General features: G+C 59.1%; 20 protein-coding genes and 1 pseudogene. 7 read left to right on the top strand and 14 right to left on the bottom strand.

Annotation, left to right across the window (positions count from 1 at the left end; all coding sequences use genetic code 11):
- Positions 1-8 precede the first annotated feature (8 nt).
- Positions 9-788, bottom strand: coding sequence for an exodeoxyribonuclease III (locus ASD60_RS11775; RefSeq protein ID WP_053163881.1), 780 nt, complete (start codon positions 786-788; stop codon positions 9-11).
- An 82-nt stretch (positions 789-870) separates the two neighbouring features.
- Between ASD60_RS11775 and pyrE the strand changes: the two genes are divergently transcribed.
- Positions 871-1,515, top strand: coding sequence for an orotate phosphoribosyltransferase (gene pyrE / locus ASD60_RS11770; protein WP_008047079.1), 645 nt, complete (start codon positions 871-873; stop codon positions 1,513-1,515).
- Positions 1,516-1,718: 203 nt separating this feature from the next.
- On the opposite strand, the gene ASD60_RS11765 is transcribed toward pyrE, so the two are convergent.
- The 7 genes and pseudogenes from ASD60_RS11765 to coaBC form a co-directional block, all read right to left on the bottom strand.
- The gene (locus ASD60_RS11765) at positions 1,719-2,102 is read right to left on the bottom strand and encodes a hypothetical protein (RefSeq protein WP_056854166.1); all 384 of its coding nucleotides are present in this window, start codon (positions 2,100-2,102) and stop codon (positions 1,719-1,721) included.
- Entirely contained in the window at positions 2,089-2,661 is a 573-nt protein-coding gene (locus ASD60_RS11760; protein WP_056854165.1) for a hypothetical protein, read from the bottom strand. Before ASD60_RS11760 ends, ASD60_RS11765 begins: the two co-directional genes overlap by 14 nt.
- Before the next feature lie 17 nt (positions 2,662-2,678).
- The gene (locus ASD60_RS11755) at positions 2,679-2,891 is read right to left on the bottom strand and encodes a hypothetical protein (protein ID WP_056854164.1); all 213 of its coding nucleotides are present in this window, start codon (positions 2,889-2,891) and stop codon (positions 2,679-2,681) included.
- A gap of 202 nt (positions 2,892-3,093) precedes the next feature.
- Positions 3,094-3,999 carry an acetylglutamate kinase gene (gene argB, locus ASD60_RS11750; RefSeq protein ID WP_008047078.1) on the bottom strand — a complete coding sequence of 302 codons (906 nt, stop codon included), beginning with the start codon at positions 3,997-3,999 and terminating at the stop codon, positions 3,094-3,096.
- Positions 4,000-4,016: 17 nt separating this feature from the next.
- Positions 4,017-5,393: pseudogene (locus ASD60_RS11745) on the bottom strand (phosphomannomutase/phosphoglucomutase); the annotation flags it as partial.
- A 328-nt stretch (positions 5,394-5,721) separates the two neighbouring features.
- Entirely contained in the window at positions 5,722-6,177 is a 456-nt protein-coding gene (gene dut / locus ASD60_RS11740; RefSeq protein WP_056854162.1) for a dUTP diphosphatase, read from the bottom strand.
- 5 nt (positions 6,178-6,182) lie between these two features.
- The gene (gene coaBC / locus ASD60_RS11735) at positions 6,183-7,391 is read right to left on the bottom strand and encodes a bifunctional phosphopantothenoylcysteine decarboxylase/phosphopantothenate--cysteine ligase CoaBC (protein WP_056854161.1); all 1,209 of its coding nucleotides are present in this window, start codon (positions 7,389-7,391) and stop codon (positions 6,183-6,185) included.
- Positions 7,392-7,526: 135 nt separating this feature from the next.
- On the opposite strand from coaBC, the gene radC reads away from it, so the two are divergent.
- Positions 7,527-8,201, top strand: coding sequence for a RadC family protein (gene radC, locus ASD60_RS11730; RefSeq protein WP_056854160.1), 675 nt, complete (start codon positions 7,527-7,529; stop codon positions 8,199-8,201).
- Between the two features lie 137 nt (positions 8,202-8,338).
- Here radC and ASD60_RS11725 read toward each other — a convergent pair whose 3' ends face one another.
- Positions 8,339-9,925, bottom strand: coding sequence for an ABC transporter substrate-binding protein (locus ASD60_RS11725; protein WP_056854159.1), 1,587 nt, complete (start codon positions 9,923-9,925; stop codon positions 8,339-8,341).
- Positions 9,926-10,371: 446 nt separating this feature from the next.
- Between ASD60_RS11725 and rpmB the strand changes: the two genes are divergently transcribed.
- Complete coding sequence (gene rpmB, locus ASD60_RS11720; protein WP_003176907.1) at positions 10,372-10,605, top strand: 50S ribosomal protein L28; 234 nt, start codon at positions 10,372-10,374, stop codon at positions 10,603-10,605.
- A gap of 11 nt (positions 10,606-10,616) precedes the next feature.
- Positions 10,617-10,772: a 50S ribosomal protein L33 gene (rpmG, locus tag ASD60_RS11715; protein ID WP_007894709.1), complete on the top strand. Its 156-nt coding sequence runs from the start codon at positions 10,617-10,619 to the stop codon at positions 10,770-10,772.
- Positions 10,773-10,863: 91 nt separating this feature from the next.
- Here the strand turns inward: rpmG and ASD60_RS11710 are convergent, their stop codons facing one another.
- Positions 10,864-11,142, bottom strand: coding sequence for a hypothetical protein (locus ASD60_RS11710; protein ID WP_056854158.1), 279 nt, complete (start codon positions 11,140-11,142; stop codon positions 10,864-10,866).
- Between the two features lie 182 nt (positions 11,143-11,324).
- Positions 11,325-11,687 carry a cupin domain-containing protein gene (locus ASD60_RS11705; RefSeq protein WP_056854157.1) on the bottom strand — a complete coding sequence of 121 codons (363 nt, stop codon included), beginning with the start codon at positions 11,685-11,687 and terminating at the stop codon, positions 11,325-11,327.
- Positions 11,688-11,921: 234 nt separating this feature from the next.
- Here ASD60_RS11705 and ASD60_RS11700 point away from each other — a divergent pair, with 234 nt between their 5' ends.
- On the top strand, positions 11,922-13,415 hold the full coding sequence (locus ASD60_RS11700) for an aldehyde dehydrogenase (RefSeq protein ID WP_056854156.1): 1,494 nt from the start codon (positions 11,922-11,924) through the stop codon (positions 13,413-13,415).
- Between the two features lie 187 nt (positions 13,416-13,602).
- Positions 13,603-14,748, top strand: a complete 1,146-nt coding sequence (locus tag ASD60_RS11695) for an MFS transporter (protein WP_056854155.1) — start codon at positions 13,603-13,605, stop codon at positions 14,746-14,748.
- On the opposite strand, the gene ASD60_RS11690 is transcribed toward ASD60_RS11695, so the two are convergent.
- Both ASD60_RS11690 and ASD60_RS11685 read right to left on the bottom strand, forming a co-directional pair.
- Positions 14,745-16,313 (bottom strand): phospholipase D family protein, encoded by a 1,569-nt coding sequence (locus ASD60_RS11690; protein WP_056854154.1) that lies wholly within the window; start codon positions 16,311-16,313, stop codon positions 14,745-14,747. The genes ASD60_RS11695 and ASD60_RS11690 overlap by 4 nt on opposite strands.
- A gap of 60 nt (positions 16,314-16,373) precedes the next feature.
- A complete protein-coding gene (locus tag ASD60_RS11685; protein WP_056854153.1) occupies positions 16,374-17,804 on the bottom strand; it encodes an aminotransferase-like domain-containing protein in 1,431 nt (476 codons plus the stop codon).
- A gap of 179 nt (positions 17,805-17,983) precedes the next feature.
- On the opposite strand from ASD60_RS11685, the gene ASD60_RS11680 reads away from it, so the two are divergent.
- A complete protein-coding gene (locus ASD60_RS11680) occupies positions 17,984-18,229 on the top strand; it encodes a DUF1127 domain-containing protein (RefSeq protein WP_056854152.1) in 246 nt (81 codons plus the stop codon).
- A 135-nt stretch (positions 18,230-18,364) separates the two neighbouring features.
- On the opposite strand, the gene ASD60_RS11675 is transcribed toward ASD60_RS11680, so the two are convergent.
- Positions 18,365-19,657 carry an NAD(P)/FAD-dependent oxidoreductase gene (locus ASD60_RS11675; protein WP_056854151.1) on the bottom strand — a complete coding sequence of 431 codons (1,293 nt, stop codon included), beginning with the start codon at positions 19,655-19,657 and terminating at the stop codon, positions 18,365-18,367.
- Positions 19,658-19,700 lie beyond the last annotated feature (43 nt).

The following is a 19,700-nucleotide window of genomic DNA, read 5'->3' as shown; positions in this document are numbered from 1 at the left end:
ACAAGTGTTTAGATCGTCAGCGTCCAATCGTAGTCCACGATCAGCGGCGCGTGCTGCGAGAACCGTGGCTGGCGTGGCAGGCGGGCGCTGCGTACGAAGCGGCGCAGACCCGGGGTCAGCAGCTGGTAATCGAAGCGCCAGCCGAGGTTGAGCATTTCGGCCTGTTCGTTGTCCGGCCACCAGCTGTACTGGTCACCTTCACGGCTGACTTCGCGCAGGGCATCGACATACCCCATATTGCCGACAATCTCGTCCATCCAGGCCCGTTCAGGCGCCAGGAAGCCCGGAGATTGCTGGCTGTCGCGCCAGTTCTTGATGTCCAGCTTCTGTTGCGCCACATACAGCGAGCCACAATAAATGTACTCGCGGCGTTTGCGCCGTTGCTTGTCCAGGTACTTGGCGAAGTCATCCATAAGCTTGAACTTTTGGTTCAAGTCTTCATCGCCGTTCATGCCCGATGGCAGCAACAAGGTTGCAATACTGACTTTGTCGAAATCGGCTTGCAGGTAGCGCCCGTAGCGGTCGGCCGTCTCGAAACCGAGACCGCTGATGACAGCCTTCGGTTGCAACCGCGAGTACAAAGCCACGCCACCTTGGGCGGGGACTTCGGCGTCGCAGGCATAAAGGAAGTATCCATCCAGTTGGAAGGCTGGATCGTCCAGTTCAAAGGCGGAGGCACGGGTGTCCTGCAGGCAGATGACGTCGGCATTCTGTGCTTGCAGCCAACTGAGCAAACCTCGCTCGACTGCAGCCTGAATACCATTGACGTTCACACTGATGATCCGCATAAATGGCCCCAAAAATCGCGTGCGTGTATGATACACGGCGTCAAGCTAATTAGCTAAATCCGTGGTATTTGGGGTTTTTTTCATGCAAGCGTATCAGCGCGATTTCATTCGTTTTGCCATCGATCGCGGCGTTTTGCGCTTCGGTGAGTTCACCCTGAAGTCCGGGCGTACCAGTCCTTACTTCTTCAATGCGGGCCTGTTCAATTCAGGTTCGGCCCTGGCGCAGCTGGGTCGTTTCTACGCCGCTGCCATCGCCGAAAGCGGTATTGCGTTCGATGTTCTGTTCGGTCCTGCCTACAAAGGCATCCCTTTGGCGGCGACCACGGCCGTGGCATTGGCCGAGCATCACAACCGTGACCTGCCATGGTGTTTCAACCGCAAGGAAGCCAAGGCCCACGGCGAGGGCGGCAGCCTGGTCGGCGCGCCTTTGACCGGCGATGTGCTGATCATCGACGACGTGATCACCGCCGGCACCGCTATCCGCGAAGTGATGCAGATCATCGCTTCCCAGGACGGCGCCAAGGCAGCTGGCGTGCTGATTGCCCTGAACCGTCAAGAACGTGGCAATGGTGAGTTGTCGGCGATCCAGGAAGTCGAGCGTGATTTCGGTATCCCGGTGATCAGCATTGTTTCGTTGAACCAGGTGCTGGAGTTCCTGGCCGATGATCCGCAGCTCAAGCAGCATTTGCCGGCGGTTGAAGCCTACCGCGCGCAGTTCGGCGTCTGACCACAATCCCCCTGTGGGAGCGAGCCTGTGTGGCGAGGGAGCTTGCTCCCGCTGGGCTGCGTAGCAGACCCAAAAAGTTTGTGAGTGCTGCGCACTCAAGCGGGAGCAAGCTCCCTCGTCACAAAAGGTGGATTGTCGCAGGGATTGCAGGCAGAAAAAGACCCCGCTCAGCCAGGCTGAGTGGGGTCTTTTGTTTTGAGTCGTCAGCGCAGTTTTCGCCATTTTCCGACCAGTTTTAATGCCAACCCCAGGTTGAACAGCGCAAACACCAGCAGTGCCACGACGACTAACACGTAAAGCGTTCGGTCCACGTTGAAATCCCATAGATCCAGCGTGCTGCTTCTAATGATCCTCACGGCGGCTGGCAAGTTGACGTAAAACAGCGCCATGAAGGCGCACGTCAGCGGTACGGCGCGGCTAAACAAAACCCCCAGCACTTTCCCCCGGCTGCGTTTTCTGGCCAACGGGCCTGACTCTTTGTCATCCAGTTCCAGCGCCTCATGCAACCGTGGCCAAGCCAGGTTGAACATGAATGTGGTCAGGGTCAGCAGCAAGCCGCTGACCGCGACAATGTCACTGAACGGCATTGAGCCTCAGGGTTTGGCACAACAAAGCGTGGGAGTCTTCGCTGATTTCGAACTGCCCGGCACTGCCCTTGCGTTTGGTGATGGGTTTGAAGGTCGGCTCGTTTTGTGTGATCAGCATGTTCAGCTCATCGCGAATCACGTCTGAACTGATCACCACCAGATAAACCGTCTGCGCATGCTCGGCCGTTTCGATCACTGATCGCATGCTGTGCTGGAGGATCTCGTCCAGTTGATTGCGAAACCGTGAAACCGTGTTTTTCAACAGGGTTTTACTCTGGCTCTGCGTCAGTTGGAAAATCGTCGATATTTGCGATTCAGTGGGCAACGTTTGCCCGAAGTAACTTTGAATCAGGTAGAGCAATCGATCCTGCTTGGCCTCATCGGCCCTGCTGGGCATGCCGCCTTCGACCAGCATCTTCAGGTATTCGGTCAGGCTCGCCTTGGCTATTCGCTCCAGGGCATGGGCGATTTCGCCGTCGGAAATCCTCAAGGTCTTTTTCACCGGCTCCTTCTGCTCGAGGTTGAAAGCCTGGGCATCGATCGTGAACGAGATCTGCATGGTTCAGACCTCCGTGATTACTTGGCAGGCTCGTTTGGGTACGGATCTGCCACGGCATCACCTTGGCCGGTCAGGATGTTCCAGCCATTGAGTACGTGGGTCCCTGGTTGGAAGTCCGGGCACGGTGGAAGAGAAGTCTTTGATTGATTGCTGTATTCGCGCCCGCAATCTGCGCATGCGTAGGTGCCTGCTGAAACGTCGCTGCCGTAGGGAACGTAGTCTTTTTGCATGGGGAAGATCTCCTGTGGATTCAGGGAAGATCGTATGCAGATTGTTTCTTTTGGGATGTCGGACGTTTCGCTTATTTGCGTCGGGCAATTCCTGTAGGCATAAAAAAGATCGCAGACTTGTTCAACTCCTACGGAAGTTTCGTACATCCGAAACAATCCAGTTGGAGCTGCCGCAGGCTGCGATCTTTTTCGTCTTTATTGATCAGGGACGCTTGCGATTGCTGATCAAGGTGCCCACGCCGGTATCGGTGAAGATTTCCAGCAGAATCGCGTTCGGTACGCGCCCATCGATGATCAGCGAGCTGCCCACGCCGCCCTGGACGGCTTCCAGTGCGCAACGGATCTTCGGCAGCATGCCGCCGTAGATGGTGCCATCGGCGATCAGATCGTCGACCTGTTGGGTGGTCAGGCCGGTCAGGACCGTCCCCGACTTGTCCATCAGGCCGGCGATGTTGGTCAGCAGCATCAACTTCTCGGCTTTCAGCGCTTCGGCGACTTTACCGGCCACCAGGTCTGCGTTGATGTTGTACGACTCACCGTTGGCGCCGACGCCGATTGGCGCGATCACCGGGATGAAATCGCCCTTGACCAGCAGGTTGAGCAGGTCGGTATTGATGCCGACGACTTCGCCCACATGGCCGATGTCGATGATTTCCGGCGTGGTCATTTCCGGGGTCTGGCGGGTGACGGTGAGCTTCTTCGCACGAATCAGCTCGGCGTCTTTACCGGTCAGGCCGATGGCGCTGCCGCCATGTCGGTTGATCAGATTGACGATGTCCTTGTTGACCTGGCCGCCCAGGACCATTTCCACCACGTCCATGGTCGCGGCGTCGGTGACGCGCATGCCGTCGACGAAATGGCTTTCGATCGACAGGCGCTTGAGCAGGTCACCGATTTGCGGGCCACCGCCGTGAACGACCACCGGGTTGATCCCCACGGCTTTCATCAGCACGATGTCGCGGGCGAAGCCGGTTTTCAGCTCCTCGCTTTCCATCGCGTTGCCGCCGTATTTGATCACCAGCGTCTTGCCGACATAGCGGCGAATGTAAGGCAGCGCTTCGGACAGGACCTTGGCGGTGTTGGCGGCGGCTTCGCGTTCGAGGGTCATTCAGGGCTCCGGGTGAATCAGAACGGTAGTTGGAGATCAGGTGCAACGCGCTTCAACTGGACTTTGAAAACGTCCTTGATGCGCGAAAGTTCTGCCTCGTCATCGGCCTCGAAACGCAGTACCAGCACCGGTGTGGTGTTGGAGGCGCGAACCAGGCCCCAGCCTTTGGCATAGTCGACTCGCACGCCGTCGATGGTGGTCAGGTCAGCGCCTTCGCCCCATTGCGCGTCGTGCAATGCATCAATGATGCTGAATTTGCTCTCTTCGGTCACATGGATATTGATTTCAGGCGTAGAAATATCGTTCGGGAACGTCGCGAACAGCTCTTCGGCCGAGGATTTTTCCTTGCTGAGGATTTCCAGCAAGCGCGCAGCGCTGTAAATGCCGTCGTCGAAACCGAACCAGCGCTCCTTGAAGAAGATGTGCCCGCTCATTTCGCCGGCCAACAGGGCACCGGATTGTTTCATTTTCTTTTTGATCAACGAGTGACCAGTCTTCCACATTAGCGAACGACCGCCATATTCCTTGATCAGCGGGATCAGGCGGCGGGTGCATTTGACGTCGAAGATGATTTCAGCGCCCGGGTTGCGCGCTACGACGTCGCGGGCGAACAGCATCAGCAGGCGGTCCGGGTAGACGATGCTGCCGGTGTTGGTCACCACACCGACACGGTCGCCATCGCCATCGAAGGCCAGGCCGATGTCAGCATTGGTTTGCTTGACCTTGGCGATCAGGTCTTCAAGGTTTTCAGGCTTGCCCGGATCCGGGTGGTGGTTCGGGAAGTTGCCGTCGACTTCGCAGAACAGCGGGATGACTTCGCAGTTCAGCGCTTCGATCAGTTGCGGGGCAATCACGCCTGCCGCGCCGTTGCCGCAATCGACCACCACTTTCAGGCGTCGAGCCAGTTTGATGTCCTGGACAATTTCGGTGCTGTAGCGATCGAGAATTTCGACTTTGCTGATGCTGCCTTGCCCGCTGCTCAGGTTATTGGTCTTGAGGCGCTCATGCAGGGCCTGGATCTGTTCGTTGGCCAGGGTGTCGCCGGCAATGACGATTTTGAAACCGTTGTAGTTCGACGGGTTGTGGCTGCCGGTCAGCATCACGCCGGATTTGCCGGCCAGCACGTTGGCGGCGTAGTACAACGCAGGGGTTGGCACCAGGCCGACATCGCTGACGTGGCAGCCGCTGTCGGCGATGCCTTGAATCAATTTTTCCACCAGTTCCGGGCCTGACAGGCGACCATCACGGCCAACGGATACATTGGGCTCGCCCTGCGCAAGGCTTTGGGAGCCGACAGCGCGGCCAATCCAGTAGGCGGTCTCGGCGTTCAGGAACTCCGGGACAGTGCCACGGATGTCATAGGCGCGGAAGATGCTGTCAGGGAACTTGGGTGCAATTTTGGCCGGGGTGTTCATCTGTGGAAATGCTCCATCTCGAAAGTGACTGGACAGGCCGCCGAATCACGGGGCGGCCGGCTCAAACTGAAGGGTATGACGGCGATTTCCACAGAGAGTTCGTGGTGTGAAAGGGCCATGACGCCTCGACGGGCGTGGCTTTCGGCCGGCAAAACCTTGATTTACGGTGTTAAAACCGCCGCAGTATGTCGAGATTTTTGTGGCGAGGGAGCTTGCTCCCGCTTGGGTGCGCAGCTCCCATGAAATCTTTTGGGCCGCTACGCAGCTCAGCGGGAGCAAGCTCCCTCGCCACAATGTCTTTATCCGGTTACTTGGTGCCGCTATGGCCGAAACCACCCGTGCCGCGCTCGGTTTCAACGAATTCTTCAACCATCTCGAAGTGAGCCTGCACAACGGGTACCAGCACCAATTGCGCCAGGCGCTCGCCAACCGGCATGGTGAATTCGGTCTGGCCGCGGTTCCAGCAGGATACCATCAGCGGTCCCTGGTAATCGGAGTCGATCAGGCCGACCAGATTGCCCAGCACGATGCCGTGCTTATGGCCCATGCCCGAACGCGGCAGGATCAGCGCCGCCAGGTTCGGGTCACCGATATAGACCGACAGACCGGTAGGGATCAGCACGGTTTCACCTGGTTTGATGACGGTGTCCTGCTCCAGCATGGCGCGCAGGTCGAGGCCGGCGGAGCCTGGCGTGGCGTACTGTGGCAGCGGGAATTCGGTGCCGATGCGGGGGTCGAGGATCTTGGCTTGCAAAGCGTGCATGTAAATTAAACCTGGTTCAGACGTTCGGCGATAAAAGTGATCAGCTGGCGAGCAATCTTGCTCTTGCTGGTCTGGGCGAAAAGTGTGGCGTGAAGCTCACGGTCGATCACGCTGCAGGCGTTTTCTTCGCTGTTGAACCCAATGCTCGGGTTGGCGACGTCGTTGGCGACGATCAAATCGAGGTTCTTGTCTTTCAGCTTGCGGGCAGCGTAATCAAGCAGGTGTTCGGTTTCAGCGGCGAAACCGACACTGAACGGACGGTCGGGGCGGGTGGCGATGCTGGCCAGGATGTCTGGGTTGCGCACCATTTGCAGGACAAAACCGTCGCCGCTCGTAGGGTCTTTCTTGAGTTTTTGTGGGGCGACGACTTCCGGGCGGTAATCCGCGACCGCAGCCGAGGCGATGAAAACGTCACAAGGAATCGCGGCTTCGCACGCAGCGAGCATGTCGCGGGCGCTCACTACATCGATGCGGCTGACGCGATCCGGTGTCGGCAGGTGCACCGGGCCACTGATCAGCGTGACTCGGGCACCGGCTTCTACGGCGGCTTCGGCCAGGGCGAAGCCCATTTTGCCGGAGCTGTGGTTAGTGATGTAGCGCACCGGATCAATGTTTTCCTGGGTCGGCCCCGCGGTAATCACCACGTGTTTGCCGGTCAGCGCCTGACGCTGGAAGCAGTCGGCGGCGAGCAGGGCGAGGTCGGTGGCTTCGAGCATGCGCCCAAGACCCACGTCGCCGCAGGCCTGGCTACCGGAGGCCGGGCCGAACACCTTGATGTCACGGCTTTCGAGGGTCTGCAGGTTGGCCTGGGTGGCAGGGTCGCGCCACATGGCCTGGTTCATCGCCGGCGCAACGGCGACAACGGCGTCGGTGGCCAGTACCAGCGTGGTCAGCAAGTCATCGGCAATGCCTTGGGCCAGACGGGCGAGCAAATCCGCTGTGGCAGGCGCGATCAGTACCAGATCGGCCCATTTGGCCAGTTCGATGTGGCCCATGGCCGCTTCGGCTGCCGGGTCCAGCAGGTCGAGGTGCACAGGATGCCCGGACAGGGCCTGCATGGTCAGCGGGGTTATGAACTCGGCGCCGCCACGGGTCATGACCACGCGGACTTCGGCACCCTGGTCCATCAACCGGCGAACCAGGTCGGCGCTCTTGTAGGCAGCGATGCCGCCGCCGACGCCCAGAACAATGCGTTTCCGATACAGCCGCTGCATAGGCCTGCCTTTCAATTCGTTGATGACTGCGTGGCGATACCCCCTCCCCAGGAGTGAAATCGCTCGCAAAAAAGATGGGCTACGATATCACAGCGTCCGCTACGGAACAGCGGCGCCCACAGACAGGGAGGTGTTATGAGTATTCGTGATTGGCCGGCGGCTGAACGGCCGCGGGAGAGGTTGCTTGAACAAGGTTCAGGAAGCCTGTCGGACGCCGAATTGCTGGCAATTTTCTTACGCACGGGCGTAGTGGGTAAAAGCGCCGTGGACCTGGCGCGGCATTTGTTGAACGAGTTTGGCAGCCTGCGTTCGTTGCTGGAGGCCGATCAGGAAACGTTCAGCAAGCAGTTGGGGCTCGGGCCGGCGAAGTTTGCACAGTTGCAGGCTGCTCAAGAAATGAGCAGGCGTCATTTGGCCGAGCGTGCGCGCCAAAAGTCGGCACTGGAAAATCCGCATGCGGTTCGTGAGTACCTGAAATCGATGTTGCGTCATGAGCCACATGAGGTGTTTGGTTGTCTGTTTCTCGATTCCAGGCATCAGGTTTTGACGTTCGAGACGCTGTTTCGCGGTTCCATCGACAACACCAGTGTTCATCCGCGAGAGGTGGTCAAGCGCGCTTTGGCCAATAACGCCGCGGCGTTGATCCTCTGCCACAACCACCCGTCGGGCAACTCCGACCCCAGCCAAGCCGACCGGGTGCTGACCAAGCGCCTGCAAACGGCGCTTGAGCTGATCGATGTGCGGGTGCTCGACCATTTCATCATCGGTGACGGTGATCCGCTGTCCATGGCCGAGTACGGGTGGATGTAGCGGGGCGCCGAGAGCGAGCTTTTTTGTGGCGAGGGAGCTTGCTCCCGCCTGGATGCGCAGCGTTCACAAGATCTTTGGGGCCGCACGCAGCCCAGCGGGAGCAAGCTCCCTCGCCACAAAAACCGCTCCCATGGTTTCTACTTGAGGTTGACCTTCGAGTAGTCCTGACGGCCGAACGGGCTCACCGAATACCCCTCGACATCCTTGCGCGTCAACGCGAATGCCGTCGGGTGAGCGAGCGGTAGCCACAGCGCCTGTTGCTGAATCTGCGTTTGCGCCTGTTCGTAAAGCTTGCTGCGCACGCCTTGCTCGCCGGTGGTCTTGCCGGCGCTGATCAGCTTGTCCAGATCGGCATTGCAGTAGCGAGCGAAGTTGGTGCCGGACTTGACCGCGGCGCAGGAAAACTGCGGCGTGAGGAAGTTGTCCGGGTCGCCGTTATCGCCGGCCCAGCCCATGAACAGGATGTCGTGCTCACCGGCCTTGGCGCGGCGGATCAGTTCGCCCCATTCGATCACCCGGATTTCCGCCTGGATGCCGATTTCCGCAAGATCGGATTGCAGCAATTGGGCGCCGAGACTCGGATTAGGGTTTAACAGGCTGCCAGAGGGGCGTGTCCAGATCGTCGTCTGAAAACCGTCCTTGAGCCCGGCCTTGACCATCAATGCCTTGGCTTTCTCGACATCGTGGGGGTAACCCGGCAAGCCCCTGGCGTAGCTCCAGGTGTTGGGCGGGTACGGCCCGCTGGCGGGTTCGGCGGTGTCTTCGAACACGGCCTTCACGTAGTTGGCCTTGTCGAAGGCAAGGTTGATCGCCTGGCGAACTTCTGGCTTGTCCAGCGGCGGATGCTGACTGTTCAGGGCGACGAACGCGGTCATGAAGGCGTCAGTCTTTTCGACTTTCAAGGTCGGTTCTTTCAGCGCGGCTTGTACGTCCAGTGGTTTGGGCGACAGGGCAATCTGGCACTCGTTGCGGCGCAGTTTCTGCAATCGCACGTTGGCGTCAGGGGTGATGGCGAAGATCAACGGGTCGACCGCAGGCTTGCCAGCGAAATAGTCAGGGTTGGCCTTGTAGCGGATCGAGGCGTCTTTCTGGAAACGGCTGAAAACGAACGGGCCGGTACCGATTGGCTGATTGTTGAGCTTTTCCGGGGTTCCGGCCTTGAGCAGTTTGTCGGCATATTCGGCCGAGTAGATCGAGGCAAAACCCATGCTCAGCGTCGGCAGGAACGTCGAGTCCGGGTGATCGAGGGTGAAGCGCACGGTCAGCGGGTCGAGGGCGTCGATTTTCTTGATCAGCGCTGGTAGTTGCATTGATTGCGCATGCGGAAAGCCGCTCTGGGCGACTTTGTGCCACGGGTTGGCCGGGTCGAGCATACGGTCGAAGCTGAATTTCACGTCTTCGGCGGTCAGTTCGCGGCTCGGACTGAAATACTCGGTGCGGTGAAATTTCACCTTCGGGCGCAACTTGAAGATGTAGACCAGGCCATCGGGGCTGACCTCCCAGCTATCGGCGAGGCTGGCGACCACTTTGCCGCTGGCGGTGTCGAAATCCACCAGGCGGTTCATCAGCACGTCAGCCGAGGCATTGGTGGTGGTCAACGAATTATATTGCACCACGTCGAACCCTTCGGGGCTGGCCTCGGTGCAGACGCTCAAGGCGGCAGCCTGGGCCAGCGGGCTCAGCATCAGAGGGGCAAGCAACAGCGGTAGGGCAGCGAGGCGCATGGTCGGATTCCTTTACAGATCGAAGGCCCATCTGCAAGTGCAGTCTGGAAAAGGCTTACCCTAGTGGGCTCTTTTGCAAATGACTATCCCCTTTTTCATTTTGAGGGGACTATAGGCCACTTGTTTGGGTGAGCCTTGATTGAGAAAACCTCGGATTTGACCTGGAAAGCATTTCTCTGCGACGAGCGGTCGGAATCGACGACAGCCTTTATCCAAAGCGCCTGGCGCCGGAAAATCGGGTTTTTTATCTACTCAAGGCACACCGAATGTTGTTGCTCTTGAGTCTTTCTGGTATAAAGCAGCGCTCTTTTCTAGGGGCCCGGTTCCTTCACTGTAGGTGTAGCCGGTAAGACCTCTAAAGAAACGCGGCGCCTGGCGCCAAATGACTGAGAGATTAAGCGGCCAACCCATGCCGGGTTGGGCATGTGGTTTTAGAGGGCTGAGGCATGTCGAGAGTATGTCAAGTTACCGGTAAGGGTCCGGTGACTGGGAATAACATTTCCCACGCAAACAACAAAACCCGTCGTCGTTTCCTGCCGAACCTGCAGCATCACCGCTTCTGGGTTGAAGAAGAGAAACGTTTCGTGCGTCTGCGCGTATCTGCCAAAGGCATGCGTATCATCGACAAGCGCGGCATCACTGTCGTGCTGGCCGAAATCCGCGCCGCTGGCAAGATCTAAGGGAGCTAATCATGCGTGAATTGATTCGTTTGATTTCGAGCGCCGGTACTGGTCACTTCTACACTACCGACAAGAACAAGCGCACTACTCCGGACAAAATCGAGATCAAGAAATTTGATCCGGTTGTTCGCAAGCACGTGATCTACAAGGAAGGCAAAATCAAGTAATTGATTTTTCTTCCTTACGAAAAAGGCCCGTATCGCGAGATACGGGCCTTTTTTGTTTCGATTGTCTCGTCCTGAATCAGGGTTCGATGAATCAGCCGCAGGTGATTCTGGCAATGGTGCCAACGTGATTCATTGAAATGATCAGGCGATTTCTATCGGGATCTTCGAATCCCGCAGAAGAATTGAAAGTAATGCTGGTTGCTCGCGACGTTTTGAAGGCTTCTTCGTATACGGCGCTCGTCAGTATTTCCCCAACCAGGTGTTGCACCCTTCGGGCATCGCACAATTGCCTCTCGCCATCGGCATGCGCCGGTGTAAAGGCTGAGAGGGTGAGGCTCGCCAGCAGCCCGCAGATAAAATATTTGTTCACGTTTTCGCTTCCTTGAGAATGATGAACTCGAGGCTCCATGGAGGAGCGTCGACAGTATCTTTGCGGGGTGGCGACGGCGTGCGGTAGATAATTAGGTCATTGGCTCGATCGTGACAAATCGGCTTGACCGGAAAATGACCCCCATCAAGCGACAGGGGACATTTGGCGTTCTGAAGTGGGTGCTACGCTTTCTGTTCAAACGCTACATAAATCTTGCGACAGGCTTCCAGTACTTCCCAGGTACCCCGAAACCCGGCCGGGATCACGAAGCGATCACCTGCCCGAACCGTTTTGCTGTTGCCATCGTTATCGCGCAGTACCGAAACCCCTTGAACGATCTCGCAGTACTCATGCTCGGTGAAATTCACGTGCCATTGGCCGATAGCGCCTTCCCACACGCCGGCATTCAATTGGCCGCACGGGCTGTTGTAGTGGTTGTACACCGCTTGTTCGGGGTCGCCCTTGAGGACTTTGGCCGGGTCTGGGCGGTAGCGTTCGGGCTGGGTGGTTGCCTGGCTGAAGTCGACGATGTCCTGGATGCTCATTTTTGTAATCCCCCGTGATTGCGGCGCGAGTGGTTGGTAAAGCCAAAGTCTATGTTTATTAAATTGAACATCGCAAGGCCGTTTGCCGACGTTATGTCAAATATATTGAAACTTCCCCTGCCGCTGGTTTAGGGTGGTGGTTGCCTTGGGCCGCAAGCAGGCTGGCCGGGCAGAATTCCTGACAGCGCCCGCGAAGAACGCGGGTGTCGTATTCAATAAGAGGAGGACACTCGCATGACCACCCTGACCCGTGCCGACTGGGAACAACGCGCCAAAGACCTGAAGATCGAAGGCCGCGCCTATATCAATGGCGAGTACACCGACGCCGTTAGCGCCGAGACCTTCGAGTGCATCAGTCCGGTCGACGGCCGTCTGCTGGGCAAGATTGCCAGCTGTGACGCCGCCGACGCCCAGCGCGCTGTGGAAAACGCTCGCGCCACCTTCAATTCCGGCGTCTGGTCGCGCCTGGCACCGACCAAGCGCAAAGCCACCATGATCCGTTTCGCCGGCCTGCTCAAGCAGCACGCCGAAGAGCTGGCCCTGCTTGAAACCCTGGACATGGGCAAGCCGATCAGCGATTCGCTGTACATCGACGTTCCCGGCGCGGCACAAGCGCTGAGCTGGAGCGGTGAAGCCATCGACAAGATTTATGACGAAGTCGCCGCGACTCCGCACGATCAGCTGGGTCTGGTGACCCGTGAGCCAGTCGGTGTGGTCGGTGCCATCGTGCCGTGGAACTTCCCGTTGATGATGGCGTGCTGGAAACTCGGCCCGGCGTTGTCCACCGGTAACTCGGTGATCCTCAAGCCATCGGAAAAATCGCCACTGACGGCCATCCGCATCGCCGCGCTGGCCGTTGAAGCCGGCATCCCGAAAGGTGTGCTGAACGTACTGCCAGGCTATGGTCATACCGTCGGCAAGGCTTTGGCCCTGCATAACGACGTGGACACCCTGGTGTTCACCGGGTCGACCAAGATCGCCAAGCAACTGCTGATCTACTCCGGCGAATCGAACATGAAGCGCGTCTGGCTCGAAGCCGGCGGCAAGAGCCCGAACATCGTGTTTGCCGACGCACCGAACCTGCAAGAAGCCGCTGAAGCCGCTGCAGGCGCTATCGCCTTCAACCAGGGCGAAGTCTGCACTGCCGGCTCGCGCCTGCTGGTGGAGCGTTCGATCAAGGACAAATTCCTGCCGCTGGTGATCGAGGCGCTGAAAACCTGGAAGCCGGGCAACCCGCTGGACCCGGCGACCAACGTCGGTGCGCTGGTGGATACCCAGCAGATGAACACCGTGCTGTCTTACATCGAATCGGGTCACACCGATGGCGCCAAGCTGGTGGCCGGCGGCAAGCGCATCCTGCAGGAAACCGGTGGCACGTATGTTGAGCCGACGATTTTCGACGGTGTCAGCAACGCGATGAAAATCGCCCAGGAAGAAATTTTCGGGCCAGTGTTGTCGGTCATCACGTTCGACAGCGCCGAAGAAGCCGTCTCGATCGCCAACGACACGCCTTACGGCCTGGCCGCTGCGGTGTGGACTGCCGATATCTCCAAGGCTCACCTGACCGCCCGCGCCCTGCGTGCCGGTAGCGTTTGGGTGAACCAATATGACGGTGGCGACATGACGGCGCCGTTCGGTGGCTTCAAGCAGTCCGGTAACGGTCGCGACAAGTCGCTGCACGCGTTCGACAAATACACCGAGCTGAAGGCGACCTGGATCAAGTTGTAAGTCGTTAAAGGAGGTCTGCCGCAGAAACAGGCCTCTCAAACGACGCAGATCCCTTGTGGGAGCGAGCCTGCTCGCGATAGCGGTGTGACAGTCGACGAAAATGTTGAATGTTCTACCGTCATCGCGAGCAAGCTCGCTCCCACAATGTTTTGTGCGGCACATAACAATATCCACAGGAGCGTGGAACATGCGTTGGGCGACGTATTTCGCCGTGTTGGCGTCTGTCTTGAGTGTTGGCCTGGCCCTGGGGGTCAGCATGCCGCTGGTGTCGTTTCGCCTGGAAGGCTGGGGTTATGGCTCGTTTGCCATTGGCGTGATGGCCGCGATGCCGGCCATTGGCGTGCTGTTGGGCGCGAAGATTTCCAGCCATCTGGCGGCGCGTCTGGGCACGGCCAACCTGATGCGCCTGTGCCTGTGGGCTGGCGCCGTGTCCATCGGTTTGCTGGCGCTATTGCCGAGCTACCCGATCTGGCTGGTGTTGCGCTTGATGATTGGCGTGATCCTGACCCTTGTATTCATCCTCGGTGAAAGCTGGATTAATCAACTGGTGGTCGAGCAGTGGCGCGGTCGATTGGTGGCGCTGTACGGCAGCAGTTATGCGCTGAGCCAACTGGCCGGGCCGATTTTGTTGGGCGTTCTGGGCACCGAGCACGATTATGGCTTCTGGGTCGGCGTCGGTTTGCTGGTGGCGGCCCCATTGCTGTTGTTGGGGCGCAGCGGTGCGCCCAGCAGTGAAGCGTGCAGTGTGACCCTTGGCGATTTGCTGACCTTTTGCCGTGGCTTGCCGGCCATTGCCTGGGCGGTGTCGCTGTTCGCCGCTTTCGAAGCGATGATCCTGACGCTGTTGCCGGTGTATTGCCTGCGCCAGGGTTTCACCACGGAAATCGCCTTGGCCATGGTCAGCACGGTAGTGGTCGGTGATGCCTTGCTGCAATTGCCGATTGGCGCACTGGCGGATCGCGTGTCGCGGCGTTCTTTGTTCACCGGTTGCGCGGTCATTTTGCTGGTCTCGAGCCTGGCGATTCCGATGCTGATCGACACGCTGCTGATCTGGCCGTTGTGGGTGCTGTTCGGCGCCAGTGCCGGTGGCTTGTTTACCTTGTCGTTGATCCTGATCGGCGAGCGTTATCGCGACGATGCACTGGTCCGCGCCAACGCGCATATCGCGCAGTTGTGGGGCATTGGCTGCCTGCTTGGGCCATTGATCGCCGGTGCCGGGAGTCAGTGGATCAGCGGGCATGCGTTGCCATTGTTGATGGCGGCCGGGGCCTTTGGCCTGGTGATTCTGGTGTCACGCCAAGGGGCGTTTGGCGCGGTGGCCGAGCCGGCCTAGAGCAACCGCTCCAGGCCAACCGTATTACTGAACCACGCGTTGAAGTGTCGCCACCAACTGCCCGGTTCCTTGGTCAAGGTGTGCATTTTGCCGTCGTCTTCGGTCACCCATACCACTTGGTCTTTTTCCAGTTTTACCTGATAACTCAGAGGTGGCGCCATGCCCTGTAAGGCCAGTTCGCGGACGCGGGCCGCCAGTTCTGGGCTGTCCACCAATACGCCGACTTCGGTGTTCCACAACACCGAACGCGGGTCGAAGTTGAATGAGCCGATGAAGGATTTCTTTTGATCGAAGACGATCGCTTTGCTGTGCAGGCTTGAGTCGGATTCGCCATAAGACCTGCGGGAAAACAGGCGAGGGCCGCTACCGCTTTCATCGCCGGGCTGACGACGCAGCTCGAAAAGCTGCACGCCATGCTCCAAGAGTGCCTTGCGATACGGCGCATAGCCGCCATGCACCGCTGGCACGTCCGTGGCCTCCAGCGCGTTGGTCAGCAATCGCACCGACACCCCGGCATCGGCGCGGCCCGTGAGGTACACCAGCCCTGGTTCGCCAGGTACAAAGTATGCCGAAACCATGACCAGCTCTTTGCTGACGCCATTGAGTTCCGGTGCCAATTGAGTGGTCAGCAGCAATTGCGGATCGGGCTCACCTTTGGCCAGTACCTTGCTCGGCGCATCCCACAGCGCCTGGTTCCAGGCCCAGATCAGCTCTTTGCGCCAGATATCCAGACGCGGTTCGGTGGCGAACTTCATCAGCTGCTGATAGAGCGCGTGATTCTGCTTGCGCGACTCCTCCAGAGATTCTTCCAGCCGTGTGCGGGTGTTGGCCAGGTCCTGGGCAGTCGGCTTGCTCGATACGAACGCATCGATCGGTTTGCTCAGGGCGCTGTTCCAGTACTGGTCGAAACTGTGCCCCAACTGCTCAGCCACCGGGCCGACGCCCAGGATGTCGATGTCGGTGAAATTCAAATTGGGTTCGGCGTCGAAATACTCGTCCCCCAGATTGCGGCCGCCGACGATGGCCATGCTGGTATCGGCCAGCCACAACTTGTTGTGCATGCGCCGATGCTGCTGCGAGAGGTTGAACAACCGGCCCATGGTGCGTGTGACGCCAGTGCTGCGGCCCAAATGCAACGGATTGAACACGCGAATCTGGATCTGCGGATGTGCCGCCAGCGTGGCGATGGTGCGGTCCAGGCCGTCGCTGGTGGTGTCGTCGAGCAGAATGCGTACGCGCACGCCGCGATCGGCGGCCTTGAGCAATTCCTCCACCAGCATTCGCGTACTGATGCCGTCATGGACGATGTAGTACTGCAGGTCGAGGCTGCTTTGAGCGTTGCGAATCAATTCGGCGCGGGCGGTAAAGGCCTCGGTACTGTCGGACAACAGGCGAAATCCCGACTGTCCTTCATGGGAAGCCGCCTGGGCCTGGACCGAACGGCCAAACGCCGAGGCACTCGCCGGCAACGCCTGGCTCGGTTCGCGCTGCACATCGAAACTGGCGCAACCGCCGAGGAGCGACGCGAGCAACGCAAGAGCAAGCAGGGGCTGTCTGACTCTCACGTGGGCTCGTTCCGGTTGGCGGCAGATGTTGGCATATGGACGCTGATATCCGCAAAAAGGTCAGTCGGGCAATCCGTCGTCGGCCAGCAGCTTGATGGCGGCGGCACCGACCTTGCGCACGGCTTCTTCAATCTGTGCCGTTGGTTTGGCAGCGTAGTTCATGCGCAGACAATTGCGGTACTTGCCGGATGCGGAAAAAATGCTGCCGACCGCAATCTGTACGCCCTGATCGTACAAGGCACGATTCAGTTTCAGTGTATCGAAGCCTTCCGGTAGTTCTACCCACAGCATGAAACTGCCTTGAGGGCGGCTGGCGCGGGTGCCGGCGGGAAAGTAACGGCTCACCCAATCGATCATCATGTCGCGATTACGCTGATATTGCGTGCGCATCCGCCGCAAATGCGGTTCGAAGTGTCCGCCCTTGAGGAATTCGGCAATGGCAATCTGCGGTTGCGGCGCGGTGGAACCGGTGCTGATGTATTTCATGTGCAACACCCGCTCCAGATACCGCCCCGGCGCGACCCAGCCAATGCGCAGCCCGGGCGCCAGGGTCTTGGAAAAGGAGCTGCACAGCAGGACGCGGCCATCCTCGTCGAAGGATTTGATCGTGCGCGGGCGCGGATAGGTATAGGCCAGTTCGCCATACACATCGTCCTCGATGATCGCCACATCGAAACGCTGTGCGAGCATCAGCAACGAACGTTTGCGCGACTCCGGCATGATGTAGCCCAGTGGATTGTTGCAGTTCGGCGTCAACTGGATGGCCTTGATCGGCCATTGCTCCAGCGCCAGCTCCAGTGCGTCCAGGCTTATTCCCGTGAGCGGGTCGGTGGGGATTTCCAGGGCTTTCATGCCCAGGCCCTTGAGGGTTTGCATGGCGCCGTGAAAGCTCGGCGAGTCCACGGCCACGATGTCTCCCGGCTCGCAGATGGCGCGGATGCTGGTGGACAGCGCTTCATGGCAACCGGTGGTTACGACCAGATCGCCCGGCCCCAACTGACAGCCGGAGTCGAGCATCAGGCGGGCGATTTGCTCGCGCAGTTCGAGGTTGCCGTGGATGTTGTCGTAATACAGGCCGGGCATGTCCTGTCGCCGGCTGATCCGCGCCAGGTCGCGCAGTAGCGGCTTCATGGTGGGCGAAGTGATGTCCGGCATGCCTCGCCCAAGCTGTACGACATCCTTGCGCGGTACCGCGCGGATCAGCTCCAGCACCTGATCCCATTGTGAGATGTCCACCGGGCGCTGGGCCGGGCGGCCCACCGCTGGCAGCTCCGGCAATTGGCGACTGGCTGGCACAAAGTACCCCGACTTGGGCCTCGGCATGGCCAGCCCGCTGTCCTCCAGTACCCGATACGCCTGTTGCACGGTACTCAAGCTGACCCCGTGTTCAACGCTTAACGCCCGCACCGACGGCAGTCGATCGCCGGGGCGATAGAAGCCCTGTTCGATCCGCGTACCGAGCAATTCGGCGAGATTGACGTAGAGGGTCATGGCGCAGCCTCGAGGTGATTGAGTCGGTTAACCAGTACAGATCAAGCAAAAATCTTCGATTCAGAGGTGAATTCAGTAAATCTGTATGGAGTTAATACAGTTGCTTTGAATCTGTAACGCTTTTCGTCGCCCGCGCATCATGGAATCTCTGGCTACCCAAGTAAACAGGAGCATTCAAAATGAACGGTTTGAGCGATGTGCGGCTGACGTTACACAGTCAGGAACTGGAGGCAGGGCAACAGGACAATTCGCGCCATGCGCTCAAGCGCAACGCGCCGTCCGGCCTGAGCCGCTGGGATCTGTTCTGGCAGCGCCTGCACACGCGCAAGGCGTTGCTGGCCCTGACGCCTGACCAGCTCAAGGATGTCGGGCTGACGCGGGAGCAGGCTCGGGAGGAGGGGCTCAAGCCGTTCTGGCGGATCTGAGTTTTTGTGGTGTTTTTTCGGGCCTCATCGCGGGCAAGCCTTGCTCCTACAGTTAGTGTTGATCTCAAGAGTGACGCATGACCTGTAGGAGCAAGGCTTGCCCGCGATGGCGTCGGCACCAACGCCATAAATGTCTCAGGCCAACTCTTTAAGCCGATGCCACAACATCCCCAATGCCAGCAACGGCGAACGCAAATGCTTGCCGCCCGGGAAGGTGATGTGCGGCACTTTGGCAAACAGATCAAACCCACCGCTGTGCTGACCACTGATAGCCTCGGCCAGCAGCTTCCCTGCCAGGTGCGTGGCGTTCACACCATGACCGGAGTAAGCCTGGGCGTAATACACGTTTGGTTGGTCCATGAGTCGGCCGATTTGCGGCAGTCGATTGGCGCCGATGCCGATCATGCCGCCCCATTGATAGTCGATCCTCACATCGCTCAGGCGTGGAAACACCTCCAGCATCTTTGGTCGCATATAGGCCGCAATGTCTTTCGGGTCGCGCCCGGAATAATGGCAGGCGCCACCAAACAGCAAGCGACGGTCCGCGGAGAGTCGGTAGTAATCCAGGGCCACCCGTTGATCACAGACCGCCATGTTCTGTGGCAGCAGGGCGTGGGCCAGCTCTTCGCTCAGGGGCTCGGTGGCGATGATGTAGCTGCCGGCGGGCAGCACTTTGCCGCTGAGTTGCGGATTGAGGCCGTTGAGATAGGCATTGCAGCCGAGTACCAGGGTTTTGGCGCGGACTGAGCCTTGGGCGGTATGGACCTTGACCTCGGGACCGTAGTCGATGCGGGTAACGGCGGATTGCTCGAAAAGTTGCACGCCCAGTTGCTGTGCAGCGGCTGCTTCGCCCAGCGCCAGGTTAAGCGGATGCAAATGGCCGGAGCCCATGTCGATCAAGCCGCCCACGTAGCGGTCGGAACCTACCACAGTGTGCATTTCATCAGGTTGCAGCAGCCGGGTTTCATAGCGGTAACCGAGGCTGCGCAACTCTGCGGCATCTTCGGCGAAGCCCTCGAGATCGCGGGGTTTGTTAGCCAGGTCGCAGTAGCCCCAGGTCAGGTCGCAGGGAATCTGGAATCGCTCGATTCGCTGTCGGACGATTTCCACGGCTTCCAGGCCCATCAGTTTCATCTGCCGTACGCCGTCGACGCCAATCACATTGGTGAACTGGTCGAGGCCGTGGCCGATCCCACGAATCAACTGGCCACCGTTGCGTCCGCTGGCTCCCCAGCCAATCTTGCGGGCTTCGAGCAGTACCACGCTGAGACCGCGCTCGGCCAACTCCAGCGCCGTGTTCAACCCCGAGAACCCACCGCCGACCACGCACACATCGGCCAGCACTTCACCGGCGAGCGCCGGATAATCCGGTTGCGGCAGGCTGCTGGCGGCGTAATAGGAGGCAGTGTGCTGGGCACGGGCGTTCATGCGCGTCATCCTGGTTTCTATGTTCAGAAAATTTGCCGGAGCA

The organism is Pseudomonas sp. Root562, assembly GCF_001427125.1.
Lineage (GTDB): Bacteria > Pseudomonadota > Gammaproteobacteria > Pseudomonadales > Pseudomonadaceae > Aquipseudomonas.
This window is presented reverse-complemented; position numbering and strand designations above follow the sequence as displayed.

Excerpts from the sequence above, each read along its gene's own strand:
- ASD60_RS11775 (WP_053163881.1), bottom strand. The coding sequence starts at position 788 with ATGCGGATCATCAGTGTGAACGTCAATGGTATTCAGGCTGCAGTCGAG.
- pyrE (WP_008047079.1), top strand. The coding sequence starts at position 871 with ATGCAAGCGTATCAGCGCGATTTCATTCGTTTTGCCATCGATCGCGGC.
- ASD60_RS11765 (WP_056854166.1), bottom strand. The coding sequence starts at position 2,102 with ATGCCGTTCAGTGACATTGTCGCGGTCAGCGGCTTGCTGCTGACCCTG.
- ASD60_RS11760 (WP_056854165.1), bottom strand. The coding sequence starts at position 2,661 with ATGCAGATCTCGTTCACGATCGATGCCCAGGCTTTCAACCTCGAGCAG.
- ASD60_RS11755 (WP_056854164.1), bottom strand. The coding sequence starts at position 2,891 with ATGCAAAAAGACTACGTTCCCTACGGCAGCGACGTTTCAGCAGGCACC.
- argB (WP_008047078.1), bottom strand. The coding sequence starts at position 3,999 with ATGACCCTCGAACGCGAAGCCGCCGCCAACACCGCCAAGGTCCTGTCC.
- dut (WP_056854162.1), bottom strand. The coding sequence starts at position 6,177 with ATGCACGCTTTGCAAGCCAAGATCCTCGACCCCCGCATCGGCACCGAA.
- coaBC (WP_056854161.1), bottom strand. The coding sequence starts at position 7,391 with ATGCAGCGGCTGTATCGGAAACGCATTGTTCTGGGCGTCGGCGGCGGC.
- radC (WP_056854160.1), top strand. The coding sequence starts at position 7,527 with ATGAGTATTCGTGATTGGCCGGCGGCTGAACGGCCGCGGGAGAGGTTG.
- ASD60_RS11725 (WP_056854159.1), bottom strand. The coding sequence starts at position 9,925 with ATGCGCCTCGCTGCCCTACCGCTGTTGCTTGCCCCTCTGATGCTGAGC.
- rpmB (WP_003176907.1), top strand. The coding sequence starts at position 10,372 with ATGTCGAGAGTATGTCAAGTTACCGGTAAGGGTCCGGTGACTGGGAAT.
- rpmG (WP_007894709.1), top strand. The coding sequence starts at position 10,617 with ATGCGTGAATTGATTCGTTTGATTTCGAGCGCCGGTACTGGTCACTTC.
- ASD60_RS11705 (WP_056854157.1), bottom strand. The coding sequence starts at position 11,687 with ATGAGCATCCAGGACATCGTCGACTTCAGCCAGGCAACCACCCAGCCC.
- ASD60_RS11700 (WP_056854156.1), top strand. The coding sequence starts at position 11,922 with ATGACCACCCTGACCCGTGCCGACTGGGAACAACGCGCCAAAGACCTG.
- ASD60_RS11695 (WP_056854155.1), top strand. The coding sequence starts at position 13,603 with ATGCGTTGGGCGACGTATTTCGCCGTGTTGGCGTCTGTCTTGAGTGTT.
- ASD60_RS11685 (WP_056854153.1), bottom strand. The coding sequence starts at position 17,804 with ATGACCCTCTACGTCAATCTCGCCGAATTGCTCGGTACGCGGATCGAA.
- ASD60_RS11680 (WP_056854152.1), top strand. The coding sequence starts at position 17,984 with ATGAACGGTTTGAGCGATGTGCGGCTGACGTTACACAGTCAGGAACTG.
- ASD60_RS11675 (WP_056854151.1), bottom strand. The coding sequence starts at position 19,657 with ATGAACGCCCGTGCCCAGCACACTGCCTCCTATTACGCCGCCAGCAGC.